General features: G+C 65.8%; 14 protein-coding genes. 6 read left to right on the forward strand and 8 right to left on the reverse strand.

The genetic code is table 11. From position 1 onward, the window contains the following. The first annotated feature begins 13 nt into the window (after positions 1 to 13). The gene (locus ACFWCF_RS02920; protein WP_378490614.1) at positions 14 to 430 is read left to right on the forward strand and encodes a hypothetical protein; all 417 of its coding nucleotides are present in this window, start codon (positions 14 to 16) and stop codon (positions 428 to 430) included. Positions 431 to 433: 3 nt separating this feature from the next. Here the strand turns inward: ACFWCF_RS02920 and ACFWCF_RS02925 are convergent, their stop codons facing one another. From ACFWCF_RS02925 to ACFWCF_RS02945, 5 genes are all read right to left on the reverse strand, one after another. Continuing rightward, a complete protein-coding gene (locus ACFWCF_RS02925) occupies positions 434 to 1,471 on the reverse strand; it encodes an NADP-dependent oxidoreductase (RefSeq protein WP_378556956.1) in 1,038 nt (345 codons plus the stop codon). A gap of 33 nt (positions 1,472 to 1,504) precedes the next feature. Then, positions 1,505 to 1,681: a hypothetical protein gene (locus ACFWCF_RS02930; protein ID WP_378556959.1), complete on the reverse strand. Its 177-nt coding sequence runs from the start codon at positions 1,679 to 1,681 to the stop codon at positions 1,505 to 1,507. Positions 1,682 to 1,871: 190 nt separating this feature from the next. Continuing rightward, on the reverse strand, positions 1,872 to 2,822 hold the full coding sequence (locus tag ACFWCF_RS02935) for an MBL fold metallo-hydrolase (protein ID WP_378556962.1): 951 nt from the start codon (positions 2,820 to 2,822) through the stop codon (positions 1,872 to 1,874). Then, positions 2,822 to 4,489, reverse strand: a complete 1,668-nt coding sequence (locus ACFWCF_RS02940; RefSeq protein WP_378556965.1) for an FAD-binding dehydrogenase — start codon at positions 4,487 to 4,489, stop codon at positions 2,822 to 2,824. The genes ACFWCF_RS02935 and ACFWCF_RS02940 overlap by 1 nt, the downstream gene beginning before the upstream one ends. Next, the gene (locus ACFWCF_RS02945) at positions 4,486 to 6,132 is read right to left on the reverse strand and encodes an FAD-dependent monooxygenase (RefSeq protein ID WP_378556968.1); all 1,647 of its coding nucleotides are present in this window, start codon (positions 6,130 to 6,132) and stop codon (positions 4,486 to 4,488) included. Before ACFWCF_RS02945 ends, ACFWCF_RS02940 begins: the two co-directional genes overlap by 4 nt. A gap of 93 nt (positions 6,133 to 6,225) precedes the next feature. On the opposite strand from ACFWCF_RS02945, the gene ACFWCF_RS02950 reads away from it, so the two are divergent. Then, positions 6,226 to 6,858 carry a TetR/AcrR family transcriptional regulator gene (locus ACFWCF_RS02950; protein WP_378490619.1) on the forward strand — a complete coding sequence of 211 codons (633 nt, stop codon included), beginning with the start codon at positions 6,226 to 6,228 and terminating at the stop codon, positions 6,856 to 6,858. Between the two features lie 8 nt (positions 6,859 to 6,866). Here ACFWCF_RS02950 and ACFWCF_RS02955 read toward each other — a convergent pair whose 3' ends face one another. Beyond that, positions 6,867 to 7,514 (reverse strand): NAD(P)-dependent oxidoreductase, encoded by a 648-nt coding sequence (locus ACFWCF_RS02955; RefSeq protein WP_378556971.1) that lies wholly within the window; start codon positions 7,512 to 7,514, stop codon positions 6,867 to 6,869. Next, a complete protein-coding gene (locus tag ACFWCF_RS02960) occupies positions 7,511 to 8,140 on the reverse strand; it encodes a TetR/AcrR family transcriptional regulator (RefSeq protein WP_378556974.1) in 630 nt (209 codons plus the stop codon). The genes ACFWCF_RS02955 and ACFWCF_RS02960 overlap by 4 nt, the downstream gene beginning before the upstream one ends. 328 nt (positions 8,141 to 8,468) lie before the next feature. Here ACFWCF_RS02960 and ACFWCF_RS02965 point away from each other — a divergent pair, with 328 nt between their 5' ends. Both ACFWCF_RS02965 and ACFWCF_RS02970 read left to right on the forward strand, forming a co-directional pair. Further along, on the forward strand, positions 8,469 to 8,927 hold the full coding sequence (locus ACFWCF_RS02965; protein ID WP_378490622.1) for a prevent-host-death protein: 459 nt from the start codon (positions 8,469 to 8,471) through the stop codon (positions 8,925 to 8,927). Beyond that, a complete protein-coding gene (locus tag ACFWCF_RS02970; protein ID WP_378490623.1) occupies positions 8,891 to 9,280 on the forward strand; it encodes a hypothetical protein in 390 nt (129 codons plus the stop codon). Before ACFWCF_RS02965 ends, ACFWCF_RS02970 begins: the two co-directional genes overlap by 37 nt. Positions 9,281 to 9,444: 164 nt before the next feature. On the opposite strand, the gene ACFWCF_RS02975 is transcribed toward ACFWCF_RS02970, so the two are convergent. After that, the gene (locus ACFWCF_RS02975) at positions 9,445 to 10,896 is read right to left on the reverse strand and encodes an NAD(P)/FAD-dependent oxidoreductase (protein ID WP_378556977.1); all 1,452 of its coding nucleotides are present in this window, start codon (positions 10,894 to 10,896) and stop codon (positions 9,445 to 9,447) included. 124 nt (positions 10,897 to 11,020) lie between these two features. Here ACFWCF_RS02975 and ACFWCF_RS02980 point away from each other — a divergent pair, with 124 nt between their 5' ends. Both ACFWCF_RS02980 and ACFWCF_RS02985 read left to right on the forward strand, forming a co-directional pair. Then, positions 11,021 to 11,938 carry a LysR substrate-binding domain-containing protein gene (locus ACFWCF_RS02980; protein ID WP_378556980.1) on the forward strand — a complete coding sequence of 306 codons (918 nt, stop codon included), beginning with the start codon at positions 11,021 to 11,023 and terminating at the stop codon, positions 11,936 to 11,938. 78 nt (positions 11,939 to 12,016) lie between these two features. Beyond that, complete coding sequence (locus ACFWCF_RS02985; RefSeq protein WP_378556983.1) at positions 12,017 to 13,177, forward strand: iron-containing alcohol dehydrogenase; 1,161 nt, start codon at positions 12,017 to 12,019, stop codon at positions 13,175 to 13,177. Positions 13,178 to 13,188 lie beyond the last annotated feature (11 nt).

Raw genomic sequence — 13,188 nt, forward strand, 5'->3', positions numbered from 1 at the left:
GTACGATCGCGATATGAGTGATCAGCACACAGAAACACCAGCCACCACTCGTCCGAGGACGATTGCTCGAAATCTCCTCGCCGCTGCCCTCGTCTTCGCCGGTATGAGTCACCTCTTCTGGGCCCGAAAAGACTTTCAGGCGCAGGTTCCCGATTGGGTGCCGATGGACAAGGACGGCGTGGTGATGGCGTCGGGAGGTGTCGAGATCATGCTCGGAGCGGGCCTCGCGGTCCTTCCACGCGACCGCGTCCGCATCGGCCGGATCGCCGCGTTGTTCTTCCTCGCGGTCTTCCCCGGCAACGTGGCGCAATACCGCCACAGCCGCGATGCATTCGGCCTCGACACCGATCGCAAGCGGCTCATCCGACTGTTCTTCCAGCCCGTTCTGATTCTGTGGGCGCTCTGGTCGACTGCCACTCCACGGCGCTGAGCACTACTGTTCCGGCGCCACCTGTACCAGCAGCTTCCCGAAGTTCTTTCCCCCGAGCAGACCGATGAACGCCTCGGGTGCGTTCTCCAAACCGTCGACGATGTCCTCGCGGAATTTCAGATCGCCGCTGCGCACCCAGCCCGACGCGTCGTTCATGAAGTCGCGGTACATCTCCGACACGAACTCGGACTGGATGAACCCGCGGATCGTGAGGCTCTTGACCAGCACCAGAGAGAAGAATCCCGGAAGGCGGTCGCGTCGGTCGAGGTCGACACCGTTGTACTGGGCCGCCAGACCGCACACCGGGATGCGCGCATAGAGATTGAGCAACGGCATCACCGCATCGGCCACATGCCCGCCGACGTTCTCGAAGTACACATCGATGCCGTCCGGCACCGCGTCGGCCAGTTTCTGCGCGAAGTCGGGGTCGCGGTGATCGATGGCGGCGTCGAACCCGAATTCATCGATGAGTGCCTTGCACTTCTCCGGCCCACCCGCGATACCCACTGCGCGGGCACCCTTCAGTTTCGCGATCTGACCGACCGCAGATCCGACAGGCCCGGTCGCAGCCGCCACAACGACGGTCTCGCCTTCCTTGGGCTGCCCGATCTTCAACAGTCCCGAGTAGGCCGTGAAGCCCGGCATCCCCAGCACGCCGAGCGCCGTGGACAGCGGTGCTGCGTCGGGGTCGAGCTTGCGCACCTCATCACCACTGATGACCGCGTGCGACTGCCAGCCTGCGCCCGCGAGGACATAGTCACCCACGGTGAGGTTCGCGTGTCGCGATTCGACGACCTGGCCGACCGTGCCGCCGACCATCACGTCGTCGATTTCCACAGGCTCGGCATACGACTTCGCGGTACTCATGCGGCCGCGCATATAGGGATCGAGGGAGAGATAGACGGTGCGCAGCAGGACCTGCCCGTCGGACAGTGCAGGAAGGTCGACGACCTCGGTACGGAAGTTGTCGGCCGTCGGTGTTCCGTTGGGGCGAGACGCCAGGACGATACGTGTGCTCTGGTTTTTCGACGGTGCACTCATACTCCGACAGTCTGCCTTACGGCCGGGTCGACGTCAGGCAGCTCCGGGTCGATCCCCCCGCGGCGGCTCGTAGTTCGAGAACAGACGGGAATGGATGGCCTCGGTGAACGAGGGCCCTTCGTGCTCGACGGCGCGGGGCGGCAGCGGCCGCTGGGTCTGGGACCTGGCCTGGGACCTGGCCGCGGTATCGGACGTGGATCGGATCGACACATCGACTCCTCTCGGATGTGGGAGGAGAGTGCTGACCACCGAACACCGTGTGTGACCTGGTGTGCGCCCCCCTTCGCATACATATACCCGGTCGGATCCCGGGGCGCACCCATCAGTCCCGCGCGCCAAACGGAACGAGTCCCGATCGGCTTGTGCACGGCCGTGCCCCCGTCGCACACGAGCCGGGACGCTACCCCGACCGTGCCCGGAACGGATCTGTGCGCCGGCCGAGAACCGGCATGGCAACTTCGACACCGTCCGCCGCCGCGCGCTGGGTGAGGAACTCCATCGTGACGGTGAAGTCGTCGAAGAACGACGGAAAAGGTACCAGCGGGCGATCCAGACCGACCGTGAAGTTGTCCCAGTGGATCGGCACGACCCGCCTCGCCCCGGTGCCGAGGACGAACTGTCGCCAGTAGGCTTCGCGGAATTCCGGGTCCTGCTTGCCGAGCACACCGATTCCGAGGTAGACGGTCTCGGCACCGCGTGCATCGAAGTCGCCGGCGAGCATGTTGGCACTCGCCTGGATCAGGATCGTCCGATCGTCGTGCCGGATGTGGAGCGCATAACAATCGCCGGTGCGGTAGTCCAGGGCCTTCGCGCCCGGCGCAAGCGGCTGCTCGATCCGTCCCGGCGCGAGATCTCCGGGGCTGTGCACGGCCGGCAACGGGGTGAGCGTGAACCGGCCGACCTCGATCGGTTCACCCGGAACGACGACGTCGACACGGGAATCGGGGAAACCGTAGCCGCGGGCGATGTTCCGCGTAGATTCCGATCCGAGGAGCCGCGCGCCGGTCAACTCGGCGACGAGTGGCGCATCGAGTGCGTGATCGAAATGGGAATGAACGACGAACAGCGCATCGACCTTCCCCACCCCGAAGCGCCGCAGCGCGGACTCAACTGTGTCGCGGTGCGGGGCGACCTTTCCGGCTTTCACCCGCAGAAGTCCCGGACGGGTGAAGAAGCCATCGGTGAGGATCGTGGTGTCACCGTCGGTCAGCAGCATCGTCGAGACGCCCAGGAAGGACACGCGCAACGCACCCGGTTCGTCGGCGGTAGCAGGCTCGTCGAGATGCCGCCACGGATCGAGGGAGGGGGTTCGCAGACCTCGCAGGATTGCCCACAGTCCCGGGCCCGCCATCACAGGACCTCCTGTGCGGCAGCGCGACCTGCTGCGCGACCGGAGAACAGGCACCCTCCCAGGAACGTGCCCTCGAGGGCGTTGTACCCGTGGACTCCGCCACCGCCGAATCCGGCTACCTCACCGGCGGCGTACAGACCCGGAACCGGGTTGCCGTCCGCCCCGAGAGCCCGAGATTCGAGATCGGTCTGTATGCCCCCGAGTGTCTTTCGGGTCAGCACATGGATCTTGACACCGATGAGCGGTCCCGCGGCCGGATCGAGAAGACGGTGCGGCGGGACGGTACGGCTGATCTTGTCGCCGAGGAACCGTCGCGAGTTGGCGATGCCCTGGATCTGCGCGTCCTTGGCATACGGATTGGCGACCTGGGAGTCTCGCGCATCGATCTGGGCCTCCACGCGTGCGAGGTCGAGCAGCGGTTCGTCGGTGAGCGCGTTCATGCCGGCGACGAGTTCGTCGAGGGTGTCGGCGACGACGAAGTCCTCTCCGTGTCGCTTGAATGCCTCGACAGGCGAGGGGGCACCTCTGGAGATCCGCTCCCGCAGTACGGCTTTCTTACTGCCACTGGTGATGTCGGGGTTCTGCTCGGATCCGGAGAGCGCGAACTCCTTCTCGATGATCCGCTGGGTGAGCACCAGCCACGAGTGGTCGTAACCGGCGATGTCCGGCGTGGTGCGCAGATGTCGAAGTGTCCCGATGGTGTCGTAGCCGGGGTAGAACGGTGCGGGTAGCCGCCGTCCCAGCGCGTCCAGCCACAACGAGGAGGGTCCGGGGAGGATGCGGATTCCGTGGCCGGGCCAGATCGGATCCCAGTTGTGGAGCCCTTCGGTGTAGTGCCACATCCGATCCCGGTTGACCAGTCGCGCACCGGCTTCCGCCGCGATGTCGAGACCCCGCCCGTCGACGTAGGCGGGAACCCCCGTCGCCATGTGGGCCGGTGGCGTCCCGAGGTCGTCGGGCCAGTATCTGCGTACGAGATCATGGTTGCCGCCGATCCCTCCGGTGGTGACGATCACCGCTTGCGCGGTGAGTTCGAAATCGTCGATCTCGTCTCGGTTGGAGGCCACCCCGCGCGGTGAGTCGTCGGGGGCGAGTATCTTGCCGCGAACCCCGGTGACCGTGCCTGCGGTGACGACGATCTCGTCGACTCGGTGGCGGTGGGCGAAGGTGAGCGCTCCGGTGTTCGTGGCGCGTCGGGCACTCGCGATGAACGGCTCGACCACGCCGGTGCCGGTTCCCCACGGCACGTGGAATCGGGGTACCGAGTTACCGTGCCCATCGGCGCGCAGGTCACCACGTTCGGCCCAACCGACCAGCGGCGTCAGTTCGATACCGTGTTCAGAGATCCACGAACGCTTCTCGCCCGCAGCGAATTCGACGTAGGCGCGCGCCCAGCGCGCCGCCCATGTGTCTTCGTCGGCGAGTCGATCGAATTGTGCACTGCCCTGCCAGTCCCGCCACGCGAGATCGAAGGAGTCCCGTACGCGCAGCCTGCGCTGCTCCGGTGAGTCCACGAGTAACAGGCCGCCGAACGACCAGAATGCCTGTCCGCCGAGATTGCGGTGGTTTTCCTGGTCCACCACTGTCACCGAACGGCCCCGCGAGGTGAGTTCGTGAGCGGCGACCAGGCCTGCCAGTCCTGCTCCCACGATGATGACGTCGCTCATGGCTGGTTCCTTCCCAGTATCGTGATCAGTGCGTCGACGAGCGTGTTCGCCGGTCCGCCGCGCGACGATCTCCAGGCCACATAGCCGTCCGGCCGGACCAGGACCGCCCCGCCGGTGTCGATGCCGTACGTCTCGAAGAATGTGCCGTCGTCGTCGAGCCCGACCGAACCGATCGTGTAGGCCGCGAGCGGGATCCTGAGGTTTCTCCGGAGCTCGGCCACCGCGTCGAGCCAGGTGCCGCCGTCGCTCCCGGTCAGCAACGTGAATCCTCCCGAGGTGAACAGGTCGACGGTGGAGATGGCGTGATCCGGGCCTATCCACACGTGCGGTGCCCGGCATCCGGGTGTGGCGCTCTGGATGTAGTCCGAGTAGTCGTCCGCGACTGTGGGAGGCGTCGTTCCGTCGGGGACGACGGCCGCCGAACTGTATCGCGTGCCGAATTCGACGCCCAGGTGGTTCCCGTAGCGGCGTGTCTCGGTCAGGATCGCATCCGCACTCAGACCCTGCTCGCCGAAACCGTAGATCGCCGCACCCAGCCGAGCGACGTTCTGGAAATTCTCGTAGCTCTGGTCCGCAGTTCGGCGGGCCGGGCCGCGTCGCTCGTCGTCGTAGGTGTCCAGCAACGAGTGGTCCGCGATACCCAGCACGTGCAGTGCCAGCTTCCACGCCACGTTGTGCATGCCCTGGATTCCGGTGTTCACCCCGAGGCCACCGGTCGGCGGGAACTGGTGTGCTGCATCGCCGCAGAGCACCACGCGACCGTGCACGAACCGCTCGGCGACGGTGACGTTCATCCGCCACGTGCCGACGCTGCGCACGTCGACCTCGAGGTCGTCGACGCCCATCGCGGCCCGCACCCACGCGGTCACACGTTCGTCGCCCCATTTGGCGCGGTCCCAGTCGTCGGGCTGCACCGTGATCTGGCACAGCCATCGACCGCGTGCGTCGAGTGGCTGGAGAACTCCGGCGGCGGATCCTGCGACATAGAGGAGAACGCCTTTGCGGTCACCGAGGTGTGATTCGAGATCGGCGTGGAAGTAGCAGTTGACGAAGTGGTGGATGCCCTGCGGCCCCTCGAGTGGCACGCCGATCGCATTCCGGACGAAGCTGTCGACACCGTCTGCGGCCACAAGTGCCGATCCGGTGAGTTCGTATTCGCAGTCGCCGGTTTCGACGCGCACGGTCGCGTGATCGTCGGTGGGTGCGCTCCCCGCGAGCAGTGCCGTCACGCGATGACCGAGCCGCAGATCGACGAGACCGGTCGCGGCGGCGGCGTCGCGCAGGATCGCCTCCAACCGGTCCTGCGACGACATGACCGGCAACGCGGGACTGATCGCCGGGCCCGGTCCTTCGAATCCTGCGGTGTCCAGATGCCCGAATTCGCGGGAGGTCACGTTGTCGAAGAAGCGGATCGGGCTCTTCCAACCCGGAGGTGTGTCGACGGCCCGGAAACGCGGATAGGCCAGCGACCCCCACCCCCGCGTGATCTCCATCGTGCGGGTGTTGAAGTTACGGGTCTTCGGATGCGTGGACGGGGCCGGCCGTTGCTCGAGCACCACGCTGGGCACGCCGAATCGGGCCAGTTCCAGGGACGTTCCCAGGCCGACAGGCCCGGCTCCCACCACTATCACCGGTTGTGTCATGTCGTCTCCGCCCTCTGCGGTTCGCGGCAGTCAGTGCTGTCGAGGGAAACTGTAATGAGATTACCGTTACAGTCAAGCGGTTAGAGTGATCCCATGCCCAGAAAGTCGACCGACCCGCGAGTCATCGCCCCGCGACAGTCACGCAGTCGCGCCACGATGGAGCGCATCGTGACCGCCACAGAGGAACTGCTGGCCTTCAAGCCGTTCGAGCAGATCACGATCACCGAGATCTCGAAGCGTGCAGGCAGCGCGCCCACCGCGATCTACGCGCGGTTCTCCGACAAGGACGCGCTACTGTTCGAAGTGCACGAGCGATTCAAGCAACGCATCGTCGACGCAATCGCCGTCGCCTTCGACTCCCCCGAAAGGGCCGACTGGACCGACGAGAAGTTCGTGTCCACCGCCGTGAGCGAACTCGTCGAGCTCTACGACACACACCACCACATGCTGCGCAGCGTGCTGCTCGCCGACAACACGGTCATGTACGAACAGGCGGCGGAGCTGGCCCGGGCGATCTCCGAATCCCTTGCGGCGCGGCTCCTCTCCAGCATCGAGGACGAGGTCAGGGACACAGCCGAGCGGGATCTGGACTTCGCCGTGCGCGCCGCACTCGCGCTGCTGCAGCAATCCGCGTTGTTCGCAGACCTGCCGCCGACTCGGTTCACAACGGACGCCGACGAATTGTCGCAGCGGATCACGAACATGGTCCTGGCGGCGGCGCAGTAGCCCGCATCTCAGACAGACTTCCAGCCGTCTGCTGTCGTGACGAGGATCCGCTGCCCCGAGCCTCCGCGTCCGCCGGCCAGGTCGACCAAGGTCTTTGCCACATTCCCGAACGGGAGTGTCGGCATCCCGGGAACTTTCGCGACACGATCGAGTGGGACGGCGGTCCACTCGGCGCGCACAGGCGCGTCCTTCAGATTCACCGGATAGACGAGCGCCCACTCGAGTCCTGATTCGACGACGAGACTCTCGGATTTCGCCTTGTCGCTGAGGAACCCCCGCAGGACAGTGCGGTAGACCAGCTTGGCGATACCGAACGCCTTGTCTGCCGTGTCACCGGCACCGAACACGGACACGACGACGAGTCGCGCCACGCCCGCATCCTTTGCTGCCTTCACCACCGTGGGGTACATGCGCTGCGTGAAGCTCGTATCCCTCATCGATCCGGTCACCGCCACAATGAGGACCTCGCTCCCTTCGAGGGCGCGGGTCAGGGCCGGTCCGTCGTCCAGTTCCCCCTTCACGACGGTCACCCCAGGACCGGATGGGACGGCCTCGGGACGCCGAACGTAGGCGACGACCTCGTGTCCTGCGGATACCGCCTCTGCGAGGGTGCGCGAGCCGACGTTGCCGGTGGCACCGAGCAATGCGATCTTCATATCTCCTCCTGGTTCGGATGGGTGGTGGTGACTTCCGCACCGAGCGCCGCCGGATCGAGGCCGGTCGATGCTTCGAACACGGTCAGGCAGAGCCGGAGGACTTCGTCGGTGTCGACGTCGCCGCTCTGCGCCGCGCCTCGAGCGGCGGTCTCGACGAATGCCAGCCACGCGGAGAACACCAATCGGGTAGACGGTGAGTCCTTCTGGCCTGTGGCTGCGATCAGCCGCTCGACCTGGACCTCGTGGTTGGACGCGGCGATCTCCCAAACCACAGCTGGTGACACGGCCGTGGGGGCATACAGATCACGCAGATCGCCTGCGCTCGAGGCGAAGTGCGAAAAGTATGCCTTCAGGGCTCGCCCGAGCGCGTCGCTCACCGACGTCCCACCCTGCGGGGCCGTCGCCTCCAGTAACGTCTGACCCTCCCGCCGCAGCACGGCGTCGAGCAGGGTCCCCTTGTTGGGAAAGTAGTGATAGACGAGCGCCCGGGTGATTCCGGCGTCTGCCGCGATGCGACTCATGGACGCACTCTCGTAACCATGTCTGGCGAAGTGCTCGGCGGCGACATCGAGGATCTGGAATCGACGCTCTTCCGGAGGCAACCGTGCACCTTCACTATTTGACATGTGTAAAACTATACCGCAGCCGCTGCGGCGCCCATCCGATCCACATGGGCCGCGGGGCACTCTCGTCCAGGTTCTCGTCTTCCAGTCGCGGCATGCACACCACATCGTTGCTGTGCACGACCACCGCAGCGGTCACCGTGCACTCTCGATCCACTCAGCAACCACCGGCCCGAACACTTCCCAATCGGCTGCGCGCCCAAGGCCTCCGCGGTCGAGCGCGACCGACTACACCCGCAACCCCCGTCGATACGTGCTCGCCAATCAGCATCGCGACGTGCCGCGACCCCGCATACTAGACTTCCGAACACGTTCCGAATACCATGAATCCATGGCCATCGCAGCAGACCTCCCCGCCCGGACCCGGCGCTCCTCGGACCTGAGCAAGCACTCCGCCGAGGTCTTCGCCGAGGCCGAGGACCACCCCGTCACCGTGACCCGCCGCGACGGCGAGGCACTGGTCCTGATGTCGCAACGCGAGGCCGAGGGCCGCTCACGACTGCTGAACTTCGCCGCGCAGCTCATCACCGTCACCCTCGACGACAGCGGCTCGCTCGCCGAACGCATGGCCAAGGCCTTCCCGTGGATGCTCGCCCTGTCGCCCGCAGACCGAGAGTCCTGCGCACAGGACCTCGTGGACGCGGCGCGCGCCTCGTTCTCCACCAATCAGCCGCACCTGGCGATCGCCGAGCTGACGTCATGGAAGGAGACCGCCACGGCCATCGCCGCGGGACTCGGCAGCGCAGACCTCGAATGGCTCGACGAGGACGAAACCGTGGAGCGTCCGTAATCGTGGCCGCCGCCAAGAAAGGCGAGCTGGTCCCCCGTCCTCCGAAGAAGATCGAGTACGAAATCCGCTTCGCCACCACCGACGCCAAGAAGGGATGGCGAGACCTCGTCGCGACGATCCGCAACCCGATGACCGAGACGTGGGACTTCCTCACGCAGACGCCCCTGGTCACCACGGCGACGAACTACCGACTCAAAGGCGAGCTCGGCACGATCTCGCGCCACGGCGCGACCCACGAGCGCTGGCAGCACAAGCCGACGGCGCAGGGCACCGCTCGCATCTGGTACTACGTCTACGAGGGCACGGTCTTTCTGGAGCAGGTCCACACCAGCCACCCGAACGAGACGAAGTAGCCGGGGCGCCACGTGCGTCCACATCGTCGCCCTCGCGTCCAGCCCAGCTCGGCCCCGACCTGCCCAACGTCGCACTCGAAGGCATCGACGTCCAACGACCGGGAACCTCTTGCTGCCACGTCGTGGGCCTCGTTCGTGGAACTTTTCGTGCGGGCGCCGAACTCCTACGAGACCGGGACAGGCACGCGCGCCGCAGCCGCGGCCTTCCTCTTCGCCCGCTTGCTCGGGCGCTTGGCCGCGTCCGTCTTGGACGCATCGGCCTTCGATGCATCCGCCTTCGGCGCATCGGCCGGCTTCTCCGCTTCTGCAGGGGCTGCCGGTTCGAGTTCCTGTGCGTAGTAGAAGTGCGGACGACGGTGGCCGAGGAACGAACCGCACCACGACATCACCGCGATGTACCGGTTACGGAATCCCACGAGGTACACCAGGTGCACGGCAAGCCACAGAACCCACGCGATGAACCCGGTGAGTTCGATCTTGCCGACGCGGGTGATCGCGCGGAAGCGGTTGATGATCGCCATGCTGCCCTTGTCGCGGTACTGGAACGCGGTTCCCGCGGGCACCTTGCCGAGGATCAGCTTCGCGACGTGCCTGCCGCCCTGCATCGCGAACGGCGACTGCGCCGGCAGGTTGTCGAGCGTGACCATGTCGCCGATGGCGTAGATGTTGTCGGCGCGTCCGACGGTGAAGTCGTTGTCGACGAGAAGTCGCCCACTCCGGACGGTCTTGCAGCCCGTGCGCTCGGCGAGCACGTCGGCGAAATCGTTGGCCTGGATTCCGGCCGACCAGATGATCGTCTCGGCCGTGAGGCGACGGGTCTCGCCGGTGCTCGCCGTCTTCAGGGTTGCGCCGTGCTCGTCGATGTCGGTGACCATGGTGCCGACAACGACATCGACGCCGGCCTTCTCGAGGGACACCTTCGAGTATTCGCTGAGCTTGCCGCCGAAGGGCGGGAGGACCTTGTCGGCGCCTTCGACGAGCGTGACGGTGACGTCCTCGCCCTTGATGTTGCCGATCGACTCCGCGAAGTAGCGCTGAGCGAGCTCCTTGATCTGGCCTGCCAGCTCGACGCCGGTCGGGCCTGCACCCACGACGACGAAGCTGAGCAGGTTCTTGCGGAGCTCGGCGTCGGTCGTGATGTGCGCTTCCTCGAAGCAGCGGATGATCTGGCGACGCAGGCGCTCGGCGTCGTTGACCGTCTTGAGAGCGAAGGTCAGGTCGGCGAACTCGTCGCGGCCGAAGTAGGCCTGCCGGGCGCCGGTCGCGGCGACAAGATGCTCGTAGCCGAGGGTGTGGCGCTTGCCTGCCGCCTCGTACACGACGATGTTGTCGTCGGGGTTCACGTCGACCACGCGGCCGAGTCGCACGTCGGCGCTCGGGTACTTCGCGAGGATGGCACGGACGGAGGGGGCGATCTCGCCGGGCGAGATGACACCCGTCGCCACTTGGTACAGCAAGGGCTGGAACAAGTGCTCGGTGGTCTCCGAGATGAGGACGAACGGTGTGCCTGCCTTGCCGAGCTTCTTCGCCACGGCAAGGGCACCGAACCCGGACCCGACGATCACTACCTCGGTCCGGTCGACGACGGTCGCCTCTCCCTTGTCTGCACCACCCATGCTGCCGATACCTCCACATTGAAGTTCTTGTATGACTACAAACCTAGGTTTCCAGGGACGTTGGTATCCAGTAACCTGGGATATTCGAAAAACTGTTATCTGTTTCGCTCATAAGTGGGGTTCGATGGACTTCCGACAATTACGCTACTTCCTCGCGGTCGGCGAGGAGTCCAGCTTCTCCCGTGCAGCGCAGCGGTGCTTCATCTCGCAGTCCGCGATCAGCCACCAGATCGCGAAACTGGAGCAGGAACTGGGCACGAGCCTCTTCGACAGGTCAACCCGATCGGTCAAGCTCACTTCTGCCGGCCTGCGGCTGATGCCGATCGCATCGGAAGTGCTCAGCCTCGAAGCACGCGCCTTCGAGGTGGCCACCGAACCTCGCGACAGCATCCGGATCACCGCGAACATGAGCTTCGCGACGCAGAGCCTCGACGCGATCTCCCAGGTTCGCGAGCGATACCCCCACATCGACGTCGAGTTCGTCATCAAGGACTTCACCGACCGCGTCAACGCTGTCGCCTCCGGTGAAGCCGACCTCGCCCTCATCCGCGGGGAGGTGGACCGACCGGGGCTCGAAACCGTGCGGCTCGGGATCGAGGACCTGGTGGTCGTCACCTCGGGCCACCATCCACTGTCTGCGTTCTCGACCGTCGACATCGGTGAACTGGCCCATTACCCGCTGCTCCTCCCGCCCCGGAACAGCCAGGTCCTGCTCCACCGCGTCATCGAGGACGCCTTCGTCGAGGTGGGAAGACGCGTCCGTCTCGGTCCGGCGATCGCGAGCGACCACACCGCAACACTCGAGGTCCTCACCAACCCGCGTGCCTGGACGGTGCTGTTCGCCAGCACGGCGTCCGAGACCCCGAGCAAGGGGCTCAAGTTCATGCGCGAGAAGAGACACCTACTGAGGGTGCCGGTGTGCGGTGTCGTGCGCACCGGCACGACCCCGACACCCGAGCTCGAGTTCCTGGTCCAGGCCCTCGCGCATTCCATCGTGCCGTCGACCGACAGCGTGCCCCCCGTGCGCGGTTCCGGGAACTGATTCGTCAGCGGCGTGTCGGCGCTGAACGGAGTGTGTCCCAGCACACATTCGGCCGGCGTGAGATGACATGATCCGAACATGACCGCACCCATCGCGCTACCCCGCATCATGCGTATCGGCGGCGGAGCCGTCCGCGACATCGGCGACGTCGTCTCGAGCCTCGGGTTGTCCCGTCCGCTGGTGGTCACCGATTCGTTCCAGGTCGGTACCGGCGCCGCTCAGAAGATGCTCGACGACCTCGAAGCCGCAGGCGCCACACCCCGCTTGTTCGCCGATGCTGTCCCCGATCCCACCACTGACTCCCTCGACGCAGGTGTTTCCGCGCTCACCGAACACGACGCCGACTCGGTCATCGGGTTCGGTGGCGGAAGTCCGATGGACACCGCCAAGGCCCTCGGCATTCTCGGGCGACAGGGCGGGCGGATGCGCGACTACAAGGCGCCACGCAACAACGTCGGGCCTGCCCTGCCGATCATCGCCGTACCCACCACCGCCGGAAGCGGTTCGGAAGCAACCCAGTTCACCGTCATCACCGACAGTGCCGACGACGAGAAGATGCTGTGCCCCGGCCTGGCGTTCCTACCGGTCGCCGCGGTGATCGATTACGAGCTGACCCTGTCGATGCCGCCGCGTCTGACCGCCGATACCGGTGTCGACGCCCTCACTCATGCCATCGAGGCATACGTCAGCCGCAAGGCCAATCCGTTCTCCGACAGCCTCGCGCTCATCGCCATCGGCACGATCGGGAAGGTGCTGCGACGGGTCTATACCGACGGCACCGATGCCGAAGCGCGAGAACAGATGATGCTCGCCGCCACCCAGGCCGGCATCGCATTCTCCAACTCGTCGGTCGCGCTGGTGCACGGCATGAGCCGCCCGATCGGCGCGCATTTCCATGTGGCGCACGGGTTGTCCAATGCAATGCTCTTCCCTGCAGTGACCGCGTTCTCCGTGGGCGCCGCCGAAGCCCGCTACGCCGATTGTGCCCGCGCGCTCGGGGTCGCGACACTCACCGACGACGACACCACTGCCGCGAACAACCTCGTCGAAGCGCTGAGCGAACTGTGCCGCGATGTGCAGGTGCCGACGCCCAAGGTCTACGGCATCGGCAAAGCCGAGTGGGACGAGCTGATCCCGCTCATGGCCGAGCAGGCCCTGGCTTCGGGGTCGCCGAACAACAACCCCCTGATCCCGACCGACGCCGAGATCCGCGACCTCTACGCGCAGGTGTACGGCTGAGAAAGTGTGGA

The sequence above is a fragment of the Rhodococcus sp. NPDC060090 genome (assembly GCF_042729855.1).
Lineage (GTDB): Bacteria > Actinomycetota > Actinomycetes > Mycobacteriales > Mycobacteriaceae > Rhodococcus.

Bases quoted from the DNA above. Each gene is read 5' to 3' on its own strand.
- ACFWCF_RS02970 (WP_378490623.1), top strand. From the start codon at position 8,891: ATGGCTCGACGAGGACGAAACCGTGGAGCGTCCGTAATCGTGGCCGCC.
- ACFWCF_RS02920 (WP_378490614.1), top strand. From the start codon at position 14: ATGAGTGATCAGCACACAGAAACACCAGCCACCACTCGTCCGAGGACG.
- ACFWCF_RS02960 (WP_378556974.1), bottom strand. From the start codon at position 8,140: ATGTCAAATAGTGAAGGTGCACGGTTGCCTCCGGAAGAGCGTCGATTC.
- ACFWCF_RS02975 (WP_378556977.1), bottom strand. From the start codon at position 10,896: ATGGGTGGTGCAGACAAGGGAGAGGCGACCGTCGTCGACCGGACCGAG.
- ACFWCF_RS02935 (WP_378556962.1), bottom strand. From the start codon at position 2,822: ATGGCGGGCCCGGGACTGTGGGCAATCCTGCGAGGTCTGCGAACCCCC.
- ACFWCF_RS02980 (WP_378556980.1), top strand. From the start codon at position 11,021: ATGGACTTCCGACAATTACGCTACTTCCTCGCGGTCGGCGAGGAGTCC.
- ACFWCF_RS02985 (WP_378556983.1), top strand. From the start codon at position 12,017: ATGACCGCACCCATCGCGCTACCCCGCATCATGCGTATCGGCGGCGGA.
- ACFWCF_RS02925 (WP_378556956.1), bottom strand. From the start codon at position 1,471: ATGAGTGCACCGTCGAAAAACCAGAGCACACGTATCGTCCTGGCGTCT.
- ACFWCF_RS02955 (WP_378556971.1), bottom strand. From the start codon at position 7,514: ATGAAGATCGCATTGCTCGGTGCCACCGGCAACGTCGGCTCGCGCACC.
- ACFWCF_RS02945 (WP_378556968.1), bottom strand. From the start codon at position 6,132: ATGACACAACCGGTGATAGTGGTGGGAGCCGGGCCTGTCGGCCTGGGA.
- ACFWCF_RS02950 (WP_378490619.1), top strand. From the start codon at position 6,226: ATGCCCAGAAAGTCGACCGACCCGCGAGTCATCGCCCCGCGACAGTCA.
- ACFWCF_RS02965 (WP_378490622.1), top strand. From the start codon at position 8,469: ATGGCCATCGCAGCAGACCTCCCCGCCCGGACCCGGCGCTCCTCGGAC.
- ACFWCF_RS02940 (WP_378556965.1), bottom strand. From the start codon at position 4,489: ATGAGCGACGTCATCATCGTGGGAGCAGGACTGGCAGGCCTGGTCGCC.